At 47.1% G+C, this 22725-nt stretch carries 18 protein-coding genes and 1 pseudogene; 11 read left to right on the forward strand and 8 right to left on the reverse strand.

The window, feature by feature from the left end; all coding sequences use genetic code 11:
* The first annotated feature begins 66 nt into the window (after positions 1-66).
* Positions 67-639 (forward strand): PspA-associated protein PspAB, encoded by a 573-nt coding sequence (pspAB, locus tag ACIDITHRIX25_RS75710; RefSeq protein ID WP_052605672.1) that lies wholly within the window; start codon positions 67-69, stop codon positions 637-639.
* A gap of 253 nt (positions 640-892) precedes the next feature.
* Here the strand turns inward: pspAB and aroA are convergent, their stop codons facing one another.
* The 6 genes from aroA to ACIDITHRIX25_RS75740 all read right to left on the reverse strand — a co-directional run bounded on the left by aroA (position 893) and on the right by ACIDITHRIX25_RS75740 (position 5475).
* Positions 893-2224, reverse strand: coding sequence for a 3-phosphoshikimate 1-carboxyvinyltransferase (gene aroA, locus ACIDITHRIX25_RS75715; RefSeq protein ID WP_201732913.1), 1332 nt, complete (start codon positions 2222-2224; stop codon positions 893-895).
* Between the two features lie 217 nt (positions 2225-2441).
* The gene (aroH, locus tag ACIDITHRIX25_RS75720; RefSeq protein ID WP_235347737.1) at positions 2442-2822 is read right to left on the reverse strand and encodes a chorismate mutase; all 381 of its coding nucleotides are present in this window, start codon (positions 2820-2822) and stop codon (positions 2442-2444) included.
* Positions 2815-3591 carry a pseudouridine synthase gene (locus ACIDITHRIX25_RS75725; protein ID WP_201732914.1) on the reverse strand — a complete coding sequence of 259 codons (777 nt, stop codon included), beginning with the start codon at positions 3589-3591 and terminating at the stop codon, positions 2815-2817. The genes aroH and ACIDITHRIX25_RS75725 overlap by 8 nt, the downstream gene beginning before the upstream one ends.
* A gap of 1 nt (position 3592) precedes the next feature.
* Positions 3593-4159, reverse strand: a complete 567-nt coding sequence (gene scpB / locus ACIDITHRIX25_RS75730) for an SMC-Scp complex subunit ScpB (protein ID WP_052605669.1) — start codon at positions 4157-4159, stop codon at positions 3593-3595.
* 177 nt (positions 4160-4336) lie between these two features.
* A complete protein-coding gene (locus tag ACIDITHRIX25_RS75735; protein ID WP_052605668.1) occupies positions 4337-5074 on the reverse strand; it encodes a segregation and condensation protein A in 738 nt (245 codons plus the stop codon).
* A 236-nt stretch (positions 5075-5310) separates the two neighbouring features.
* On the reverse strand, positions 5311-5475 hold the full coding sequence (locus ACIDITHRIX25_RS75740; protein ID WP_201732915.1) for a hypothetical protein: 165 nt from the start codon (positions 5473-5475) through the stop codon (positions 5311-5313).
* A gap of 135 nt (positions 5476-5610) precedes the next feature.
* On the opposite strand from ACIDITHRIX25_RS75740, the gene ACIDITHRIX25_RS75745 reads away from it, so the two are divergent.
* The 3 genes from ACIDITHRIX25_RS75745 (at position 5611) to ACIDITHRIX25_RS75755 (ending at position 7781) form a co-directional block, all read left to right on the forward strand.
* Positions 5611-5820, forward strand: a complete 210-nt coding sequence (locus ACIDITHRIX25_RS75745; RefSeq protein ID WP_052605667.1) for an acyl-CoA carboxylase biotin carboxyl carrier protein subunit — start codon at positions 5611-5613, stop codon at positions 5818-5820.
* 346 nt (positions 5821-6166) lie between these two features.
* Positions 6167-6628, forward strand: coding sequence for a SixA phosphatase family protein (locus ACIDITHRIX25_RS75750; RefSeq protein ID WP_201732916.1), 462 nt, complete (start codon positions 6167-6169; stop codon positions 6626-6628).
* A gap of 229 nt (positions 6629-6857) precedes the next feature.
* Positions 6858-7781: a cytochrome c oxidase assembly protein gene (locus ACIDITHRIX25_RS75755; protein WP_201732917.1), complete on the forward strand. Its 924-nt coding sequence runs from the start codon at positions 6858-6860 to the stop codon at positions 7779-7781.
* Positions 7782-8752: 971 nt separating this feature from the next.
* On the opposite strand, the gene mtnN is transcribed toward ACIDITHRIX25_RS75755, so the two are convergent.
* Complete coding sequence (gene mtnN, locus ACIDITHRIX25_RS75760; RefSeq protein ID WP_052605663.1) at positions 8753-9538, reverse strand: 5'-methylthioadenosine/S-adenosylhomocysteine nucleosidase; 786 nt, start codon at positions 9536-9538, stop codon at positions 8753-8755.
* A gap of 221 nt (positions 9539-9759) precedes the next feature.
* Here mtnN and trpS point away from each other — a divergent pair, with 221 nt between their 5' ends.
* The 7 genes and pseudogenes from trpS (at position 9760) to ACIDITHRIX25_RS75800 (ending at position 21356) form a co-directional block, all read left to right on the forward strand.
* Positions 9760-10743 (forward strand): tryptophan--tRNA ligase, encoded by a 984-nt coding sequence (gene trpS / locus ACIDITHRIX25_RS75765; protein ID WP_201732918.1) that lies wholly within the window; start codon positions 9760-9762, stop codon positions 10741-10743.
* 815 nt (positions 10744-11558) lie between these two features.
* A complete protein-coding gene (locus tag ACIDITHRIX25_RS75770; protein WP_201732919.1) occupies positions 11559-14486 on the forward strand; it encodes a sensor domain-containing diguanylate cyclase in 2928 nt (975 codons plus the stop codon).
* 115 nt (positions 14487-14601) lie between these two features.
* The gene (locus ACIDITHRIX25_RS75775) at positions 14602-15135 is read left to right on the forward strand and encodes a hypothetical protein (RefSeq protein ID WP_052605660.1); all 534 of its coding nucleotides are present in this window, start codon (positions 14602-14604) and stop codon (positions 15133-15135) included.
* A gap of 153 nt (positions 15136-15288) precedes the next feature.
* Complete coding sequence (locus ACIDITHRIX25_RS75780; RefSeq protein ID WP_201732920.1) at positions 15289-17592, forward strand: HAD-IB family hydrolase; 2304 nt, start codon at positions 15289-15291, stop codon at positions 17590-17592.
* Positions 17589-18794 (forward strand): zinc-dependent alcohol dehydrogenase, encoded by a 1206-nt coding sequence (locus ACIDITHRIX25_RS75785; RefSeq protein ID WP_201732921.1) that lies wholly within the window; start codon positions 17589-17591, stop codon positions 18792-18794. The genes ACIDITHRIX25_RS75780 and ACIDITHRIX25_RS75785 overlap by 4 nt, the downstream gene beginning before the upstream one ends.
* Positions 18795-20383: pseudogene (gene larAH / locus ACIDITHRIX25_RS000000104305) on the forward strand (NPN-dependent hydroxyacid isomerase, LarAH14/15/16 family).
* Positions 20384-20420: 37 nt separating this feature from the next.
* Complete coding sequence (locus ACIDITHRIX25_RS75800; protein WP_052605656.1) at positions 20421-21356, forward strand: lysophospholipid acyltransferase family protein; 936 nt, start codon at positions 20421-20423, stop codon at positions 21354-21356.
* Positions 21357-21730: 374 nt separating this feature from the next.
* Here ACIDITHRIX25_RS75800 and ACIDITHRIX25_RS75805 read toward each other — a convergent pair whose 3' ends face one another.
* Positions 21731-22522 carry a GntR family transcriptional regulator gene (locus ACIDITHRIX25_RS75805; RefSeq protein WP_349632153.1) on the reverse strand — a complete coding sequence of 264 codons (792 nt, stop codon included), beginning with the start codon at positions 22520-22522 and terminating at the stop codon, positions 21731-21733.
* Positions 22523-22725 lie beyond the last annotated feature (203 nt).

Consider the following 22725-nt stretch of genomic DNA (forward strand, 5'->3'; position numbering starts at 1 on the left):
ATTTGCCCGAATGAAGATAAGGAATAGAATATCGATATAGCATCGGCTCTTTAGAAAGGCACCGGTTTGGGAAAACTTCGCGACATCATACTTGGGCGCACTGCTCCAGCTCAGGCTAACTTAGATAATCTTTTTGCACTGCCTGCGGCAGGGATTACGCTTGAAATTTCAGCTAATTTGATATCCACCAACAAAGCTTCGGTCTGTTTCAAACCAGCATCTGGAAGCGCATTCGCCAACACCACTTTGGACTTTAAAGCGATCCTTGAGATGGAAGATGACGGTCAGAAACCTCCGGTTGAGACAATCGATTCTATGGGCTATAAATGGGTAACGATTGAAGCCGACAACCTTGAAACTCTAACGACCGCAATCCATGCGGTCAATTCCACCTTAGAGTCAAACAACTTTGGGCCACAGCTGCTCTGTTCCGTCTTTGCCTTTACCGATCGCGATAGCGCACAGCGCGTTTATCTCATCTATCTATATAAACGCGGGACCTTCTACCCATTTGCACCACTTAGAGGCGAGCGACGAGACAATGAGCGCGAGCTTTCTCTTCAAGCGATAATCAAAGACGATATCGTCCTAGAAGCCGACCTTGAGAGGTGGTTTCCGATCTGGGACTTACCTCTGTGAGCTAATAGCACCGTTGTAGTTTAATGAGAGAACTAGTTTCAAATCCCCATCTCTTAGAGGTTAAGGTCACAAAACTACAGAGATCATCGATCTTGTCGCCTCGGCGCAATCTAATATGTGATTTCTTTTATTTGTATCCATAGTTGGAGATGGAACCCACGCAGTATCGCATAAAAAATTTAAAAAGGATACTCCGCTAAAGGCCAAATGGAGCCAATCGCTAAAACTTGTCAAAAGAGCAACGTAATGTCGCCTATCGCACTTCGATCTCAAAGCCACAAGATCTAAAGACCGAAACAAAGGTAGGGAAAGAGGTCTCAACCGATTCAAAACCCTCAATGTAAGTCTCCCCTTGAGTTAGGGCACCTAAAATAGCGCCAGACATCGCTATCCGATGGTCATAGTGACTTACAACGACACGTGGCTCTTGAACGAATCCATTGCTTTCTAAGACGCCTTTGGATGGATCATGGCCAATGCCATCGACATAAAACCCTCCATCTAACTCACCAGTATCTACCCCAAAAGAGGCGAGCATGTCGCAGGTGGTGGCTATTCGATCGCTCTCTTTATGTCGCAACTCCCCAACACCTAAAAACTCAGTTCTCCCGCGCGCCATGGCCGCAGCTACACCAAGAATGGGAACCTCATCGATAAGATCGGGGGTGCCATCTGGCCCAACTACTACTCCACTCAATTCACTAGGATAAGATTTAATATCACCCAAACCATTGCCCTTATCGCTAAGGTCAATCCGCCCACCCATAGAGATCAGAGTCTTTAAAAATCCATCGCGTTGCGGTCCCAAATATACGTCCGTAACCTCTATTGAGCATTGACCTATCAGTCCCAATACAACAAAAAAGGCAGCCGAAGAGGGATCACCTGGAACCTTGATGTCGATTGGGCGCAATTTAGATGGCTCAATCGAGATTTTATTTGCAGTTGGGGTCCTGGTCACTTCTAGATTTGCGCCAAATTGGCTGAGCATCTCTTCAGTATGGGCCCGTGTTGGAACCGTCTCTACCAAAGTGGTAGTCCCCGAAGAGTTCAATCCTGCAAATAAGATGGCAGACTTTACCTGAGCCGAAGCCACTGGCATCTCATAGTCAATACCGTGCAACTTAGTGCCAACTATTCCAAGAGGTGCAAGGGTTGAATAACCTCTACCAATAATCTTCGCCCCCATCTTTGTCAAAGGGTCGATCACGCGACCCATGGGACGCTTTCCAATCGAAGAATCACCCTTCAAAAAGAATGTATTACCCTCACTGCCCGCAAGAACTCCAGATATTAGGCGGATCAGTGTACCCGAATTGCCAACATCTAAGAAGTCATTGGGCTCAGATATATCAAAGCCAACCCCCCTAAGGATAATTCTGGAACCTTCTTGAGAGATATGAACGCCTAGGGTTTCGACAATATCCTTAGTTGCGAGGACATCGAGAGCACTAGATAGGCCATCTACTGAGTACGTCCCGCTCGCCAAGAGAGAGAGTAAAAGACTTCTATGTGAGATCGATTTGTCTCCAGGAACCGACACCGAGGCCTCGTTGCCAATCCCACCTCGTACAACAGCCTTCATAGGGACATCTCCTGACAAAAATTTATAAGTTATAAAAATCGATAGTGGCCCAATCTGGCCAAAAAACTAGCAAAACAGCACGTCAAATCCACGACCATATGGCTAATGGCAAAGCAAAAGTTATCTTCAATCGTTTCCAGAAGGAGGAAAGTAGACTACGAAGTAGCGACCCCGGATTCACCCTAGCTAGAAATTAAAGCCCAAAGGCTCATGATCTCTAGGCTGGAAGATCGTCGCGCAACCCTTTCGCGCCCCAAAGGTAGACATGTCGGAGCTCGTCTCGAGCCTTCGTAGTTTCAATATGGGCCATGACCCGAATGCAAAGGGGTGTTCCGCCATCAATCGAAAGTTCCTGAGCACACATTAGTGGCACGTCGCCATAGCCAAGCTCTCGCGCTGCAGCCGCTGGAAATGCGCCGTGTACGTCGGGAGTTCCAGTAAAGAGTATCGAAATCAACTGGTCCTTATCAACCTCATTGCGCAAAAACATCTCTCCCAATAACTCTTTGGTACGAGTGATGATCTCCTCACGGCTATCTCTATCTATTGTTGTTGCTCCACGAAGTGCTCTGACTGACATTCGAAAAATTTTAGTCACTTTCCAACGCAGCCGCCCACAGAGACCGAAGTTCAATCTCCTCCAATTTGCGAAAATCGCCCGGAATGAGTTTGGAGTCCGACAACGGACCAATGCGGGTGCGGATCAATCTCTCGACATCGTACCCCAAGACGGCTAGCATTCGCCTTATCTGTCTGTTTCGGCCCTCACGAATGGCAATACGGAGCGCACCATTTCCTAGATCATTCACTTGAGCTGGAAGGGTAATACCATCCTCCAATTCGACGCCTTTTCTTAGGCTCACCACATGTTCGCGACGAACCGGACGATCCAATACCACAAGGTATTCCTTTTCGATCTTGTATCTTGGATGTGTCAAGCGGTTGGTAAATTCCCCGTCGTTGGTCAGTATCAATAGCCCTTCGGAATCGGAATCCAAACGGCCAACGGGATAGACAGGCGGAGTCGAGGGCACCAAATCGATCACCACCGGTCGCTCATGAGTATCACGCACCGTCGAAACCACGCCCCTTGGCTTGTGAATCAAATAGTAAACTCTCGACGAATTCACCATAATTGGGACGCCATCAATCATTACAGTATCGCAATCAAGGTCAGCGCGATCTCCCAGACAGGCTACTTCACCATTGACCATGACGCGGCCCGCTACAATCAGTTCTTCGGCGTGACGGCGCGACCCAAGTCCAGCCTGGGAAATCACCTTCTGAAGACGTATGCGGCTACTAGAGTCGTCGATATTGTCCTTTGTAATCCCTAGATCTTTTAGTCCATCCCAAAAGTCTGACAAGTTACGCCTCCTCTCTCAAGGTAACTTCGAAGGCCTCAGCTATCTCAATTGGTGGGGTAAAGTCCGCCAGATGAGGAAGATCGCCCAAAGAGCCCAGACCAATTTTTTCTAAAAACAAGGTTGTCGTTCCAAATAGCACTGCCGATCCCGGACCAGAATCTCTTCCCACGCTAGCTATATAGCCCTTCACCCCCAATAGTCTCATGACTGCATCTGAGTTAACCCCTCGAATTGTGGATACGGCTCCTCGTGAAATGGGTTGCTGATATGCGACTATTGCCAAAGTTTCCAAAGCTGCACCCGAAAGTTTAGACTCATTGACGTCATCAGAGAAGTTCTTCAAATATTCGTTCAAAGTAGGCTTAGTATAAAGACGAAATCCTCCAGCTACCTCAACTAATTCCACGCCGGAAACGCTATCATCATACTTTTGCGTTAGTGTATCGATCGCATCGCGGATCTGGCTGGGGTCATAACGGCTAGCTCGACAGAGCTGATCGACGGTAACTGGTTCAGTTGCCACGAACAATATAGCCTCTACAATCGCGCATAATTCAAATTCCGACAATGTCTATACCTTCGAGGTTCCAGCAAATCTGGAGTGCTATTTAATCGTGAGTTCAACCAGCCAACTTCAAATTCATCATTTTTACATTTGCATGGCCCCGAGAACTCGGGTAATGGTACCACTTATCCTAGTTTGCACCCATTACATGAGACCACTTTGACCCAGAGAACCGCATGGCTAAACCAGTAGTCGAGCCGAAAGCAAAATTGGAGAACTGCTTCCCTCCTGCGATATCTCAATTTTGCCCAATTTGAAGAGCTCCAAAAGCCCAAGAAACATCACTACAATTTCAATTCGATGAGAAGAAAACTCAATCAATTCATCGAAAGGTACCTCTTTTTTGAGGGTCAATCGAGCCAAGATCTTATCTCTAGCTTGGGCTACTGAAACCTTGGGAAGCGGCGTTACATGGATCGGACCAAGACTCTCCTTGGGTTGTCTTGAAACCACTTCTCGATAGACGAGAGCTAGCTTGTCTGGAGAAACCTTACCCAAGGGATCGGCGACCAAGTGAGAGAGCTCGATCCCAAATCCAGCATCTCGAGATCGCCTTCTTCCCCCAACCTCCAAAAGCGACGCAATCACTAAAGAAACATCTCGATAGGTCTTGCATTCAAGCAGACGCGCCAGAAGAAGGTCACGCTCTTCAAAGAAAGCAATCTCTTCTTCATCATCTAAAGCGGTAAGGTTCGGGAATAACCGCCTACATTTAATCTCCAACAAAGTAGCAGCTACCAATAAAAACTCCGTGGCTACTTCAAGGTCTATCGCCTTGCGCCTCTCGATCTCCACAAGGTAGTCGCTCACCAACTTAGAGATAGACAATTGATAGACATCTAGGTCCTGCCCTTGGATCAAAGAGAGCAATAGGCCAATGGGTCCCTCATAAATATCCATCTTGACTTCAAAGGACATTTAAACCAACTTCACCCACATCGACCAAAAATTTTGAACAAATCACCAAATGTTTAGACCTCAACGTCACCATTAACACTACCAGGCACCTCTGAAGGCTCCATTAACTGTAGGCAAGATAGTCCAAGCCCAGATCTACCAAAGACCGATGTTCCCATAAAACCTCCCAATCGTCACGTAAAGTCCCAACACATCCGAACAAACTGTGTTCGCTAAAAGAGACACGAAAAACCGAGTCAGCCCAGATAACCATCAAGAACTATTCTCCATCCCAAGGTAAGATCACTTGTAGCATCTACCTCCCCCATCAAGAGGGCGCTAACTCTTTGTCCATGGATCTGAAAGTTTGAAATCGATAGGGATAAAATGATAACGAAGGCGACCTTTTTCAAGTCCAGCAATAATGGGTAGCCTCCAAAATTAGCCGCTACAGGTAGATCTCATTTCTAATTCGGATAGATATCAAGATGAAAATCAAACACAGACCGAGCTTTGATGTGGCATTATTTTGACAAGTCAATATCTCAAGGAAGACAATGAAAATAGTAAGTCCCATGTCTGGAACGCTAATTACCTTCAGCGTTGCAGTTGGATCATCAATCTCCAAAGGAGACGATGTAGCCATCATCGAATCGATGAAGATGGAGATACCTGTCTCAGCAGAGACTGACGGTGTTGTGGCAAAATTATCCCTAGCCCCGGGTGACTTCGTTGAAGAAGGACAAACAATAATAGAGCTCGCCTAACTGCGCCCAATTTGACCATTGCGACCTAGTCGCTCAGATAATCGTTCGCTTTCTTCACCAAATTTCGCTAACTCATGGGTGCTACCGTCAAATCGAGGTAGCAGATCACCCAAGTTGACCCTAGGGCTAAATAATTAACAAGTCAGTCACAATAAAAGATGCCTTTGCGTCTATAACATCATAAGTTATAGATAAAGCTCGCCACCGTTGAAGCTGGTTAATTGCCACCTTTACCTAAATTGTATTAGATCGGCTTGGGCGCTGTAGCTTCGCCAAGCTACCACGTATGTTCTGTTTATTTAGCCGCAACTACGCCAAATCAAGCCAAAAAGCTAAGGAGACAATAATGACAGCTTCGAATCTTTATCTGATCCGCCATGCAAAAGCAGGAGAACGCTTGCACGATTCAAAGGATGATCAAGATCGGAGTCTCTCTGCCAAAGGGAAGTTGCAGGCTGAGATGATCGCTCAACATCTTGGAAATCGACCAATAAATTTTCTGTGGGCATCTCCCTATGCCCGTGCTATCGAGACACTGACGCCTTTGTCCACCGTGACCCAAAAAAAGATCATGATTGATCGTCGAATCGGAGAAGATGCCTCGATCAAAGAGTTGGATGCCTTTATCGAAGAGGTGATCCATCTCGAAGGAGAACACGCGATCTGCAGCCATGGAAACATTATTCCCTTAATCCTACGACTGTTAGAACGCTATAGCCCTGACTCGATCAGATGCGCAAAGGGCTCAATCTACCGCGTCGACTTATCTAAGCTTGAGGTCGAATATCTCGAATTCAAGGTCGTATAGCCTAAAGAACCCCTCGCCAATTAGCCCAAGCACTCTAGTCATAGAACTGATCTAAAATAATCGATAGCGCGCATCAACAAGGTCCGTCACGCCTAAGAGACGAGACAATTGCCATACCGTAAAAAACTCATCACAAAGGAACTTGGAGAGGGTTGATCACCACTAATAATTATTCTTTGTTAGAATAAAGGGTGTTTAAACGGTACGACGAGACTAGTGCGGGGTAGCAATGACGTTTGTAGATAAATATCTGCTGAGCCATTGGGGGTTCGATCCGATATTTTTCATACTCACGGGAATACCTGTGGTCTTGTATGTGATCGGATACCGAAGACTCGAGGCCACAATTGCTCGGGGTTCAAAACGATCGCCCAAACGGCGGCGACTCAATGCGTTGATCTTCGGAAGTGGAATTGCCATCCTGGTTCTGGCTGTAATGTCACCTGTTGACTATTGGTCCGATACTTACTTCTGGGTCCACATGTTCCAGCATGTCATGTTGATGGTCTATGCACCAGCGCTAATAGTGATATCGGCTCCATGGTTAGTTATCTACAGAGGACTCCCTGTCAAATGGCGTCGATCCCTAGGTCGAACATTTCTTGTGAGCGAACAAACCTCAATTTTAAGGTCCATTGGAAACTTCTTCATGAACCCAGTTTTCGGATTCTTGTTTTTCAACGTCGACATGTACTTTTGGCACTTTCCAGCCCTACTTGACCTGGCGGAACGAAACCAGGTGGTCCACAACTTTATGCACTTTTTCTTTGTGGTCTCAGGAATGCTTCTTTGGATCCATTTAGTAGATTCCCATCCAATTCGACCTCGCATCTACCCCGAGATCAAGCGGATTGTCCCGATATTCTTCACAACGGTCCTCTCTTGGATCCTGGCCATGATAATGGGCTTCGCATCAGTTCCCTTCTACAGTGTCTACCTACATATACCAGGAAAGACCCTTTCGGGAATGGCCGATCAAGAACTTGGCTCTGCAGTTCTATGGGTCCTGTGCATGGAGCCATTTACCTACGCTGCGATCTACAACATTCGAAAGTGGATGTCTAGAGAGGCAGACTTTGACTACGAACTAGAAAAACTTACGACAAAGTCATCAAATAACAAGGTCAAGAAGAGGATACCCGGCCTCTCATAGAGTGTCATTATCGAAACTTGTTCTACGTCTAACAGCCAACTCGTGGCCGTTTTACCCAGAGGGGACTCCCCACTACTAGATAGCATGGGGTGCAAGGTTGAAACGAGAAAATGCTCAACCATATCGACTTTACCCATAGATAAGCATAAAGTTTGCAAAAAGTCAGACGTAGCAATCAATTTCGACCATCATCATTGAAGACCCATTTATGTTCGCTATAAATGCTCGATGCTTCGTTGAAGTGCATATTTTGCGCAGTTCCAAAGAATGTTAGTCCAACAAAGAATTAGACGGTTCAAAGATTTTGGCGGGATGGACCGAAGATTAAAGAAAGGTCAGGTCGACCCATCAACTCATATCTTGGCTACATCTCTTTCAGTTACGATTCTTAAATCTATCCAAAACGTCAAATCTTCTGGGAAAACTGCATCTAGTCAATCCGCGCCTTCGCGAACTGGAAAAGCTCGACCCAGAGGCGCTGTTTATGCGCTAGCTTGTATATATTTCGCCTTAGTCTTTGCGAACATCAACTCCCCATCGAATCCACCCAAGTGACACTCTTGAATCCTAAAGTGCCCACCAACCACATTTATCCGAGCAATGCTTTTTATGTTCTTATGTTCAATCTATTACCAAATCCATAAATCTCACCAGCCATAAATCTCACCAGAAAATCGCCCCTGCGACAAATACAAATTTATTTCGGTTCCCATCAAACCTTTGATCCACTCAAAGAAGCCCTAAACATAAATCAAAAAAGAACAGACATGGCGCCAACTCCCACAAAGCACTAGGCAGATCGGCCATGAAGCCTCCTTGGAAATCCCAATCTGACTAATTACCCGGGCCAACAAACCTTGATTGTGAATAGCACGACAAATGGTCAGATCAGATCTGTTCCAATTTGAAATCCCCAATAACACACCACAGAAAACTATCAGATAACAAAGGGTAACCAGGTAACTTGACGATCAGCCTCGATGAATCTTCTCGTCTCGAACTAGTGCGCTAATGACTTGCGCAATAGTTGAACTTGCCTCATTGACGCAAAAATTTACAACCATATTCATGTCAAAGGAGTCATCGGCGAAGTCCGAGATTACGCGAATAGCACCCCAGGGCACCCCTGCTGCAAGCGCCACCTGAGCAAGAGCAGCGCTTTCCATATCAACGCAGATCGCATCGGGGAAATTTTTCTTTATTGCAATCTTTTGCGCTTTTGTGCCTATTATCGCATCTCCGGAAGCCACTTCGCCTATCACACATTTAATCGATCGCGAGATTGCACCCGATCCAAAAGACGATTCGCTACCTACATTAGAAAGGCAATATCTATTGGCTATCTCCACCTCAAGCGCCAAAATCCCTGGATCGGCAGAGATTAGATGACAACTTGCTCCCGGAAGAATGCCAGGCGAATTCAAAATGGGACGAAGGTCAAAGTCATGGTGAAAGGCGCCACTTGCAAGCACTATGTCACCGATGTTTAACCGATCATCCAAAGATCCCGCTAATCCGGAGATTAAAAGTGCACTTACGGTGTACCTCTCTACCAGGGAGGCTGCGGCCATCGCAGCGTTAACTTTACCCATCCCCGAATAAGCCATCACAACGATTGAATCCCCGATTTGACTTTGAGACATCGGAACGAGCCCCTCAGTGATTTCAAAACCCTGGAAATGACGATTACGGAGCTCAAGGAGTTCCTCTTCCATAGCCACAACAAGTCCTATAACTTTGGACTTTTCCTTTGACACCGCAAAGCTCCTTATCTCAACCAATAGCAAAGCTAGCAAATCAATAAATTGCCAATGGCCATTGTAACCCTGATCGAGAAAGTAACTCGGCTCACAGAGACCATATGGGAGAAAGCCATGTCCCATTTGAAAAAAGAGGCTAGACACTGGGCTACTTCTACAGCGTTTAACTTTGAGGAGCTTGATGAAGATATCTCTCGAGCGGTTAGAATCTTGGCTTGATGAGGGTACTTTCAGGAATTCAACCAACGGGACAAGCACATATCGGTAACTACTTTGGAGCAATAAAGTCCTGGGTCGCCCAACAAGAGCTCCAAGACTCCTATTTCACAGTCGTAGATCTTCACGCCATAACGATAGAGCACGATCCGAAAGAACTCTATTTGGGCACATTGGAACTATTTGCAACTCTTTTGGCCGCCGGTCTTGACCAGGATAAATGCACACTCTTCGTCCAGAGCCACGTAGCAGCACATGCAAATTTAGCCTGGCTAATGGAGTGCACTGTCAGCATGGGCGAGCTTAACCGAATGACCCAATTCAAAGACAAGGGCCGTGGAAGCGAAAGTGTTAGGGCCGGTCTCTTTACTTATCCTGCGCTTATGGCAGCAGACGTCCTATTGTATCAAGCAGATAAAGTACCAGTTGGAGACGATCAAAAGCAACATCTAGAACTCACTAGAGACCTAGCGATGCGCTTCAACCGACTATACGGCGAGGTGTTCACGGTACCGGAACCATCGATTCCTACAATCGGTGCCCGAATAATGGATCTTTCAAATCCAACAAAAAAGATGTCTAAGTCCTCCTCCTCGCCTGCGGGTATAATCTATCTGCTTGAACCAGCTGATCAAATCAAAAAGAAGATCTCAAAGGCCGTAACCGATACCGACAATTGCGTGGAGTATGACCCTCAAAACCGTTCGGGAATCTCCAACCTCTTAGAGATATTTGGTGTAGCGACCGGCAAAGATCCAAGATCGATTGCTCAATCTTATTCGAGCTATGGAGCGCTCAAAAACGATCTAACGGAAGTGCTCGTTACAAATCTGGCACCGATAAGAGACAGATTAAATAACTTACTAGATGACAAAGCTGAACTAGCAAGATTAATGCGTATGGGCGCCGAAAAGGCTGAAATTACAGCCAACGAGACCCTGCAAAGAGCACAAGACGCGGTCGGGTTTGTTCCTAGAAGTCAATAGAGACGATCAGGCTTTACCTTGACATTTCATAAACCTTTAACCTAATATCAAAACCTCAAGTTGTAGTTACCCTAAAGAGCAACTTAGGAGACTTCGATAGCCGTGCACCAGGGGCGATTCTACGGGCAAACTACTTATATATAAGGAATCTTGTAGGTTATTCACTTAGGCAAGTACCAGAGCTAATCGGCCTTACTAATCGGCCTTACTAATCGGCCTTACTAATCGGCCTTACTAATCGGCCTTACTAATCGGCCTTACTAATCGGCCTTACTAATCGGCCTTACAAAGAATAGCCGTAATGCCAGATTTTGCGTTGTTGTACTGAACAACTAGATAGATGAAAGAACCCAAAATGAACGAACACCTATAAATTGAAGTAAATAAAAAATGCACACTCCCGCGACCTTGGCGCCTGAAAGTTATAGCTAGAGGAGCAAAATTATTGCATCTAGTTCATCAATTTCAATAACTTTAATAGAAGAATCACTCCGACCGAGTTCAGATTTTAAGTAAGATAATGAGCTGTATAGATTCATGCAAGCAAGTTGCGGGGTGATTTCCTTCCGATATGGACATAGTGAGCCGGCTTTCCTTACCAAAGGGTTACATCGGATTAGTAGAATCGTTTTCACACAAGAATGAATTGCATTTACTCGCGAACAAAAAATCGCTGACGGCATTTATTGTCACTAATTGTGCAAAATACCCTTACAGCCACAAACTAGTGCTATGATAAGTCACATAAAGTAGTTGGTCCACCACCCGCCCAGAGAATGCGGCTACACCAGAAAAAAGGAGCGCGAGCCAAATAAATGCTTACATCAAATCGCGTTCCTATCGAACATCTCGATCGAGCTATTACCGAATTCACCTTCGCTTCAAAGGCAACCTTCGTCATAGCCATCACCTTCAATGATGCTAACTCGATTATGGGACTTGTCGCCAAGAGAGCTTCGAAGACAAAGAACGAGACAATCACTCTTGAATTAGGCTCAACGGATTGGATGAAGTCCAAGGAAGTCATTCGCCACGTTAAAATGGCATTACCTTCGCATAAGCCACGTAGAGTCAAGATGACGACGCCTCTCAAGGAAGAACTGAGCCACTTCATCCCCGAAATTTTGACTCTAAACGACCACTCCTGGCAACTCATAGTCCCTATCTACAAGTCAAATCTTGCCTTAATTCTCATCGATGCCAAGGAGTGGAATACTCCATCAATCGCTGAATTATCCAGGCTCATCCCTAAAGACGTAACGGCATCCTTTGACCCAACCTCAGACGAAGCCTTAGACAGACTTATCCTTGAACTCTCCAGCGCCGCAGCTACCGCGGATTCTTGGGTTACAGGATTACGCAGCCTCTGTAGTTGTCTTGCAATACATCTAGGATTTTCTAATTCCACCTTATATGCGCTTGATCAAGGTCGACTAGTCCCAGTTGTAGCTTGCTCGAACGGGGAGGTAGTAAACTTCAATAGCTCCTATCCAACCAAAAAGACTCTAAGCGCACTTTCCAGCCTCTCTGATAGAGCATTTGAGTTACGGACACCTATTGACTTCGACTCAAACTATATCGATGCGATGCACTTTAAAGATTCGCGCTCCAACGCTGATGGAAGTCGCCATGGAATAGTCGTCCCACTTCGTCGCGGTGAGAGTAAATTGGGCGTAATCGTCCTTGAGAAACCGATAAACAGCAGCTGGAATAACCTCGTGGATTCCCCAAGTGTTACCCTTTTGCTGGCACATCTCGCGCTTTTATTTACTCAATTTCAAGAAGACCAGCAAAAAGAGCTCCGCCTTAGAGCAACCGATGGACTTGCACCCATGTTGGACGCCGCCACGCAGATTATCACCCGTGATGAAATGGCAAAGTTTCTTGCACGATCCCTCTCATTAACCCTTGGATCCGAATCCGCTCTATTTGTTCTATTTGAAAATCAAAGCAAGATCTCCGTCATTGCAAGCTTTGGATGTGACGAAAACAAAACGGAGCAAATTCGCAGTAATTGGATCGGAGTCGAAGCTTCCTACCTTCCTTTTTATCGCACTATTGCGGCTTCCCATGAGCCACTACTCATCGAATACACCGATTCCAGCTTCTACACAAACGAGATAGTAGATCTAGTCCAACAAAAGCCATATGCGATAGTCCCAATCTCCACTTCGGATGGCCTAATAGGTTTTGGAGCATCAACGATCTCAAAAGACAGGAAATTCTGGAGTTCTCAAGAGAAATCAATCGCACTGGATTGGAGTATTTCAGCAACACTGGTCGCCGATAACGTCGGCCTCCGCCTTTCTGAACAAAGGAGCCTCGAGAAATTTCGCGAGATGGCTTTCAAGGACTCCCTAACCGGCCTTCCAAATCGCGAATTATTCAACGATCGACTCGGCGTCGCCCTGGGGAAAGCACAGCGAACCAATGCGCGGACCGCAGTAATCTTCATCGACATCGACCTATTCAAGCATATTAACGACACCTACGGCCACCAAACAGGCGACCAAGTTCTAGTACAAATTGCCCGACGCCTCCTTGGGGTATTTAGGGATACGGATACCGTGGCACGCCTATCTGGAGACGAATTCGTAGTTCTTGTAGAAAATGCCCCTGAACGGGACGAATTGATCGAAATTGCTACCCGCGCCTTCAATAGACTCAATGACCTCTATTCAATCGGCCAACTCGAGTTAAATGTCTCGATATCCATGGGCATCGCACTCGGCGCGGCTGGCATAAGCGGCCTAGATCTTCTGGCGAATGCTGACAAGTCGATGTATCGATCCAAAGAGCGTGGTCGGGCGCGACTCTCATTTCACGATAATCGAGAACAATTTGGTGAAATCGACCTTCGCGAGACCTTTGAATTTTCAAAAAGAAAGATCGAAGACCAGGCAACAAATAAGTTGAGATCTGACCTAGTGCCCACTCTCTACCTACGCTTTAGTGCCGACTATGTGGAAATGGCAAAGTTGCGCCATGCCATAGAGTCGCTAACCGGCAGTCCTGCGCCACATTCATATGATCGCCGGATTCCAAACGACCTACAACCGACCACCTTTCTAGCAAGCCAAATAGGTGACGTACGACCTGAACTTGTCGCCTTTAGACCTGGCCTCGATGTGGCAAACTCCAACGATGGACACCACCTCTCTGTTCTTAGAAAATTGACAGAGATGGGTCCAACTTCCGAGATCTTCTCGTCGTCAATGACATATAGAGGAGCAAAGGTCTTAGTCGAATTGGGGCCGATCAGCGTGCAAGGGGTCGGAGACCTGGCATATTCTGTCGCTAACTTTGCCCGAACCTTTGAACGACATAGAAGGCTCGTCCTCTCAATCACCTCAGGAGAACTAGCAAAAGATCCAGACCTCCTCACCGCACTTTCGGCATTAGCAATTAGATTTCGATGCGAGCTAATGATCTCTTCGGTAGAGAATCGAGAACTACGCTTCCATGACATCTGCATGCCAATGGTAACATATCTCGCAATCAGCGCCAATGAAGCAGTTAGCGACGCTAACCGCGCAATTCCGAATTCCCTCTCTTCTCTCCTGGCAATTGCACATGACCGAGGAATTCGAATCGTAGCGCAACATCTAAATGACGAGCACAACGTGGATCCTCTTGTAATGGCCGGTGTTACAGTCATCTCAGGAGATGTAGTGAGCTTTGCCACCTCCAGAGATCCACATCCAAGACATCCCTTTGGCAATAGCATCTCTTTCGGCTACTAAGTAGCCCCATTAGACCCCTTCGAGGGGGCCAAAAAGCTATAACTGGCAGCATTTGAAGGATCATAAGTCAATTGATGTCGAAAACATCCCCCAAGCCGGCATAAACTAGACAACTGTGCGTTCGCTTCTAAATAAAAAAGAAAAGCTACTTGGCTTCGCCATAGCAATCTATGCAATAGTCGTCTATTTGATCTTGTGGATACCCCACCTTCACGATAAGGTCGTCAAAGGTCAATCATCTCCATACATATACGCGATTGAAGGTGTTGCGATTGCCCTCTTCTTTGCGCTTACAGTCTTTGTAGGCAAACGAATTTGGGTCGGGTTCGCAGGACTAGCACTCTCACTTGGACCTCTTGGCAAATATGTCGTTTTGATGATGCCTGCTGTTATCTTCGCGGCCTTTTCTGGCTTTAGATTTGTCATGCAACCCAAGAAGGATCGGATCAAAGCTAACGCAGAGGCGAAGCAGTCAGCAAAGGCCACATCGACTCAAAATCAAATTCAATTCGAATCACGACGCATTACACCACCAAAGCCCCGCAAAAAGAGACAACCAACTCCAGCACCTAGCAGTCAACTCTACGGAAGCTTGGGCCGATTGGGACCCAAGGGTGGTGCATCTTCAGAACATGATAACAAAAAATAGTTCCCACGGCCGAACTAATAGTGAACGTAGTAATTATTTGGGTTTAATCGTCAATCAAGGTGTGACAATGCAGTCCAAGCCCAAAACAAGCGAGTTCATTGCAGAAACGGTGAAAAATTGATATCTCAAACACTCGAAGGCAAAACATTTTTTGTGACCGGAGCAACCGGTTTTCTAGGAACTGCCCTAGCGGAACGAATCCTAAATGTTATTCCCGACGCAAAGCTGATCCTTTTGATTAGGGCGGGCCGTCGTGCATCTCCGATAGAGCGTGCCAAGCGAGAGATCATTAAAAATGATGCATTCAACCTCATGCGCGAACGCTTTGGCGATGACTTCGACCGTTACATAAATTCACATCTAAGTGCTGTCCCAGGCGATGTATCAAAGCCCCTTCTGGGCCTAGACGACTCTGGTCTTGACGCTCTTGCAAGTGCTGACATCGTGGTACACTCTGCAGCTACCGTTAGTTTCGACTCACCATTGACACAAGCGGTATCAGTAAACCTTCTTGGACCAACAAATGTCGGTGATGCAATCAAAGCGGCTGCCCAAAGAGCCGGGAAAGCCCCTACCGACACCCACTTTATTACAGTTTCAACCGCCTACGTGGCTGGCTATCGCAGAGGGTTAGCACCCGAAAAGCTTCTTCGAAATACCCCGTTCTCGCCGATGCCTGACTTTAAAACTGAAGTTAACGTAGCCTCTCAATTACGTGACGAGGTCGAACGAGACTCCCGAGTCCCAGAGCGCCTCGAGGACTTCAAAAAGAGCGCCCGTAAAGAACTAGGGGCGGTTGGTGGACCGCTTTTAGCTCAAAAACTCGAAAAGATTCGCGACGAATGGGTTAATGATCGTCTGGTTGAACTAGGAATTGCTAGAGCTCAGTCGCTTGGATGGCCCGATGCCTACACCTACACAAAGGCATTAGGCGAAGAGGCACTGGTCTCCAACCACTCCGACCTTGCCATCTCTGTCGTTCGACCTTCTATTATTGAATCTTCAATGATCCACCCATTTCCGGGGTGGATAAAGGGCTTTCGAATGGCAGAGCCTATCATCATCTCCTACGCTAGAGGTCTCCTCAAGGAGTTCCCCGGAGTACCTGAAGGCATAATCGACGTAATTCCCGTCGACTTTGTAACTGGTACCATCCTTGCTGTAGCTGCGGAAGATAAGCCAAAACCTTCGACAAATATTCCTGTCTATCAGGTTGCCTCGGGCTCTGCTAATCCTCTACGCTATAAGGTCCTTGTCGACCTAGTGCGAGAGTGGTTCCTAGAACACCCACTTTATGATTCACAGGGACAACCTATCCTGGTACCAGAGTGGAACTTCCCCGGCCGAGGTCGGGTCCAAAAACAACTCGCAAGGTTAGCTACCAATTTAGAATTCGCTGATTCGATAATTTCACATCTCCCCCTCAGAGGGGAACGAGCCGAACTCGTAACAGACTTAGAGGAGAAGAAGGAGGCTATAAATAGAGCCCTTTCATACGTCAAGCTCTATGGCTCCTACGCGGAGACCGAAGCTATCTTTGACGTAAAGAACCTCCTTGCGCTTTGGAATAAGCAAAGCGCCTCAGATCAATTAGATTTTGCATTCGATCCGCGACTGATCAATTGGGACTCTTTTGTAACAGAGATTCATCTACCTTCAGTAGTCAAACACGCAAGAGTAAAGACGACCCCAGATCGCAAGTCCACTAGCGCTCGAGTGGATCGTACCACCTCATCCATATTGAACGATGAATTCAAAGTGGCAGCTTTTGACCTAGAGAACACAGTTATAGCATCCAATGTCGTCGATGCATATGCCTGGTTTGCAACAAAAGATCTCCCTCTTGGTAAGAAAGCACTTTTTTCGCTCGCGCTAATGGCTGAAGGACCGTCGCTGATAGCCTCTGATCGAAGTGATAGAGGTGACTTTCTGCGCAACTTCTATCGACGCTATTCAAAGGCAGAAGCGGCTCATCTCAGTGAAGACGCCAACGAACTCTTCAACTCCTACCTCCTAAAGAAAGCATTTCCTCGGGCTATCGAACGGATTCGCCATCACCGCAGATTGGGTCACAAGACGATACTGATAACTGGAGCACTCGACTTTGTCATAGCACCATTAGCGCCACTCTTTGACGACATCGTCGCATGTACCATGACGACCGATAGCCGTGGACGCCTTACCGGAAACTTAGATCAAACCCCACCTACCGGGGAAGCGCGAGCCATTCTGCTCGGAGACTTTGCCGATAAATACGAGGTATCCCTCTCCAAATGCGTTGCATATGCGGACTCGTCATCCGATCTTCCAATGCTGGAGGCTGTTGGCTTCCCGGTGGCTGTAAATCCAGAACCGCGCCTACTAGCGATGGCAAAAAGACGGGGTTGGACGATAGAAAATTGGGAACGGCAACCAGGACATTCAAAACTACTCCTCCCGATTGGTAAAGCACGATGAAAGCTTTAGTATTCTCAAGATCTCCAACGAGGTACGCGGCGACGCGGACTCTTAGCGTGGTTAGTTCGCGTTTCAATGCGTCGGTCTCTCCCTTAGACTTCACAACTAACTTCGAACTACCAAATAGAAACCTTCCTTATCAACAATGCAAGGTACTTTTGAGCGGAATCTGTGGCTCTGACATATCCATGCTGGACTCATCTTCTTCTCGATACTTCGAAGATTTCACCAGCTTTCCTTTTGTCCCCGGCCATGAAATTGTTGCGCTTGCCCCCAATGACGATGGGACTAAAAGGCGAGTGGTAATTGAACCGGGATTAAGTTGCATCGTACGAGAAATCTCGCCCCTCTGTGACTACTGCAGCGTTGGCGCTACCGACAAATGCATAAACACCATCTCCGGATCACTAAATAGTGGAATTCAAACTGGCTACTGCCATTCAACTGGCGGAGGATGGTCTGAGAACTTTATCGCCCACCCGAGCCAAATCCATGACTTGCCAGAGTCGATCTCAAATGAAGCAGCCCTCATGATCGAACCACTTGCATGTGCCATGCATGGAGTTCTGCGAGCTAAGCCCAAGGCCGATTCTGAGGTAGCAGTTATTGGCGCTGGAACCGTCGGTCAGATGACGCTCGCAGCCCTCTTCACCTTGGCGCCTGAGGCCAAGGTAAGTGCCTTAGCCCGCTACTCAAACCAAGCCGAACTAGCTAGTTCGTTCGGTGCCTCGATTTTACGTTCCAACGACGAACTACGTCGAACTGCAAGGCGAAAGTCAAAGGGTATCATGGTTGCCAATAGGGTAATGGGCGGCTTCGATACCACATTTGATTGTGTTGGCACAAATGAAACCTTAAGCCATGCACTCGAAATAACTAGACCTGGTGGCACTGTAATTCTCTCCGGTCTTCCTTCTCCGATGCGAATAGATTTAACTCCGCTTTGGCACAAACAAATCTCTATCGTGGGCACCTACGCATATGGTAGCGAAATCTACGAAGATAAGACGATACGAACATTTGAACTCGCTATTCAAAGAGCCAACTCGCTTGGCTTGGAGCGATTTGTATCGACAATTTATCCCCTCGAAGATTTCGAAGAAGCAATTAATCACGCTAGAAATTCAGGGCGCAGAGGAGCGACCAAGATCGCATTTGACCCTGCATCCAAAGTTTCACACACACCTCGAAAGGCATCCTAATTGAGTCCTAGACCTGGATTTATCCTAAATGTAGACAAGTCGTATCCGGGAACTCTCTTTTGGCACGGCGAAGGCTATCGAATTGAAAAACTTCCCGAAGGTTCATCTGTCATCTATGCACCTGAATCGCTACCATCTTTATCTGACCCTCTCGGGGCCATCGAAGATGCTCTGGACAACCCAGTTGGCGATAGCGATCCGTTGGATACCCTTCTGACCTCAGGGATGCGCTTGACAATCGCCTTTGACGACGTGTCGCTTCCTCTTCCTCAAATGGTCTCACCCGACATTCGCTCCCTAATAATTGAAGCAGTATTAGAGCGTGCGGCTAGAGCAGGCGTCGAGGACGTGGTGCTGATAGCTGCTTTAGCTCTCCATCGCCGAATGACCGAATCCGAACTTCGCCATGCGGTCGGAGATCGAGTTTATGACTCGTTTTACCCACGCGGTCTCCTTTTGCAGCACGACGCCGAAGATCCCAAGGGGCTTAGCTTTATAGGCCTCACGCCACAGGGCGAAGAGGTCGAAATCTCCAAGCGCGCCGCTGAAAGCGACCTGATAGTCTATGTAAATGTCAATTTAGTCTCCATGGATGGCGGCCACAAGAGCGTAGCTACTGGTCTATCTAGCTATCGGAGCCTAAGACATCACCATAACGTAAAGACAATGGTCCACTCTAAGTCATTTATGGATCGTCACAATTCGCAGTTGCACTCGTCCAACTGGAGGATGGGAGCAGTCATAAAAGAGGCAGGCATCAAGATCTTCCAGATCGAAACCACTCTAAATAACGACACCTTTCCAAAGCAATTCGAATTCCTCCAAAAGCGCGAATGGGAGTGGAACCTAAAAGACCGCGCGAAATTCATCACCACATCTAAAGCTCTAGAGGCCACTCCCCATGGATGGCTCGTAATATCTTTCACTCCATAAGATCTCCCTATGGCCTTACTGGCGTGAACGCAGGTGAGGTAGACGCCGTCCATGAAAAGACGCTTGAGCGGGTCTACAAGCAACAACTGGTTCATGTCTCTGGACAATCCGACATATTGACTATGGGTTTGCCATTCATTGGTCCATACAATGTCAATTCGATCATGAACCCAATTCTGGTCTATTGTTTGGGACTTGGGTATTTCTTTAATATGTACAAAAACAAGCCTCTCGTGCGAAAGGGAGGTGTGTTGATAATGAGCCACCCCACGCGCAACGAATTTGACCCGGTCTTTCACCCTTCCTACATTGACTTTTACGAAAACGTCCTAAGTGAAACCACAGATCCAATTGAGATCGAGGCAAAGTACGAAAAGAGTTACGCTGAGGACCCCTGGTATATCCATCTCTATAGAACAGGTAACGCATACCATGGAGTTCATCCGTTCTATATGTGGTACTGGGGAGCCCACGCACTTGACCACCTCGGAGCAGTGATTATTCTTGGTGGCGACCCTAAGGTTGCAAAGCGACTGGGTTTCATGGCAGCAAGTACCCTTAATGACGCATTAGCAATGGCCTCGGCTTATGTTGGTACTTCTCCGTCGATTACACACTTGCACTCACCTCCTCTGTTGATGGCTCAAGTTGAATAATCTAGAATTCGAAAAGATCTAATACCAAGGACGAGCAATGGCAAAAATGCGTGGACTACTGGGCAAGATAACTATGCCCTTCCCACTTGGTCGGCCCACTTGGCCAGCCAATGTAGAAAGAACAATTCCCAAGTCAAAACTCGGTGCAAACTACGATACAGAATGGGCTAGAAGGTACTCAGTACGTCTTGTACGATCACTGATAACTGACTATGTCACTAAACCCGCGATAAATATAGTTGCTTCCCCAAAAGTGCTCGGTACCGATCGCCTAAAGGGTATCGACGTACCTGTTATCTTTGCCGCTAACCATGCCTCTCACTTAGATACTCCGCTTCTACTCTCGGTGCTTCCAGATGACTTTCGCCACAAGACGGCTGTTGGAGCCGGAGCAGACTACTTCTTTGACCGCAAATACAAGGCAGTCATCTGGTCATTCCTCTTAGGAGCAATTCCTATCGAGAGAACAAGGGTATCGAGAAGATCAACCGATTTAGCCTTAGAGATCCTGCGCGATGACTGGAACCTAATTCTCTTTCCTGAAGGCGGCAGAACCCCTGACGGTTTCGCAAGGGAGTTCAAAGGGGGCGTCGCGCAGCTAGCCCTAAAGACAGGCTCGACCATCGTACCCGTCTTCATAGGTGGCACCTATGAGGTCCTAGGTAAAAATAAAAAAGGCTTTAGCCCCGGTTCTACAGTTGTAAACTTTGGCAGGCCAATAAGTCCTAGCGGTTCAAATCCCCGTGATTTAACCAAAGAGTTACAAAGTGCGGTCAACCGTCTTGGAGATGAAGTCTACAGCGACTACTGGGACGCTGCGCTAAGAAGCGGAGCAAGTTCCACGCCGGACTTGGCCGACAATGGCGATAATTCCTGGATAGCAGAGTGGAATCGTCCCAGGTTTAGCGACACCTTTGAAGATTCAAAGAAAAGTCGTTGGCCAAGATTACCATTTATCGACAAGCCACTCTGATTTAAAAGCCTGCTAGAGAAAGACGAGCCGAGCCTTAAGGTCGACGTCGACATATTTATTATCCAATGTACTCCCAGGGAACGGCTTTCTCTCGGTTTAGGTAAGGCCAAATTACACGATGCCAGCTCGTTATTTATAAGGTCAGTTTTAAGGATAAAATCATCTACCCGTCGCTCTTTGGCTGTCTAGCGGTGGTTATCCCATCCACTTATAACCTAACTACCAATCGCTCCAAGGACTAACCCCTGGTTGATCCAAACTCTAGATACGAGGAGACTTATACTTGGACCTAACGCCTAATAAAACGAGGGACTGAGATAGCCTAAGGCAGTACTAATTGGTTAAAAATTGAAAAATCGGCGCCGAAAGAGCGGCTATGATTGCACTAGACGCAGACCCGAAGGAGCTATAGAATCTGGCTCACTAACCAACTCGGTAACAAATTCCGTTTTATGACCAGGAAAGACGGAGACTGAATAAAGTTTGGCCCCACCGTCTTCATCATAGGTAATCCTCTCACACCAAAGCGCCGGCGAGTCACGCGGTACTCCAAGCAACTTGGCATCGTCATGGTCGATTGCAATGGCCACAATTGTCTGCACCGCCCGACTCAGACGCTTAGCTAGATTACCCCGCTCCCCCAAAAGATCATACAAACTCGCCTCCTCCAGTTCAGGTATCGAAAACTGAGCACCAATTTGCGCCGGAACCCAAACTGTAACCCTAGCAAACGGATTACCATCGGCGAGGTTGATTCTCGTTATGACAAGCAACTCGCCCTCGCCGAGAATCTCCTTCAGCCGGCCCTCGGCGATCTCAACCCGTGCGGAGATAATCTTCCTGCCCGGTTTAACACCTCGTTCAGACATCTGGGCTTCAATGGTAGTGAAGCGCCCTAAGCTCTGACGTACCGGGTCTGAATTCGCGATCCAACCAAAACCCTGTCTTGAGTCAACAAGGCCCTCGCTTCTCAAGACATCGAGAGCTTTTCTTACAGTAATCCGACTAGCCCTATGAGTTCGTGAAAGGGCCGCCTCGCTCGGTAAGACCGAGCCACGACTCACCTGTCCGGACACAATTTGCGTACGGAGGCTGGATGCAATCTCTATATATCTGGGTGTTTTTTTGCTTTCTATATTCCCAAGATACCCAAAGTTGGATACAATTCCAAAACCGAGCCCTCAACAATCATTAAAAGCAAAAAAGTAAAAGCTAGGTTCTAATTTTAGCGTTACAACTTAGGCTAGGTACAAAAAGCGCCTAGGCGAGAGATTCTCTGGTTGGGTAGATTCTCTGGTTGGTATATATTCGCTCACCGACCTATAAGCAGCCAATCTCCTCTGTAGACATTAGTTAGCTGTTCAACTTC

The organism is Acidithrix sp. C25 (assembly GCF_904848545.2).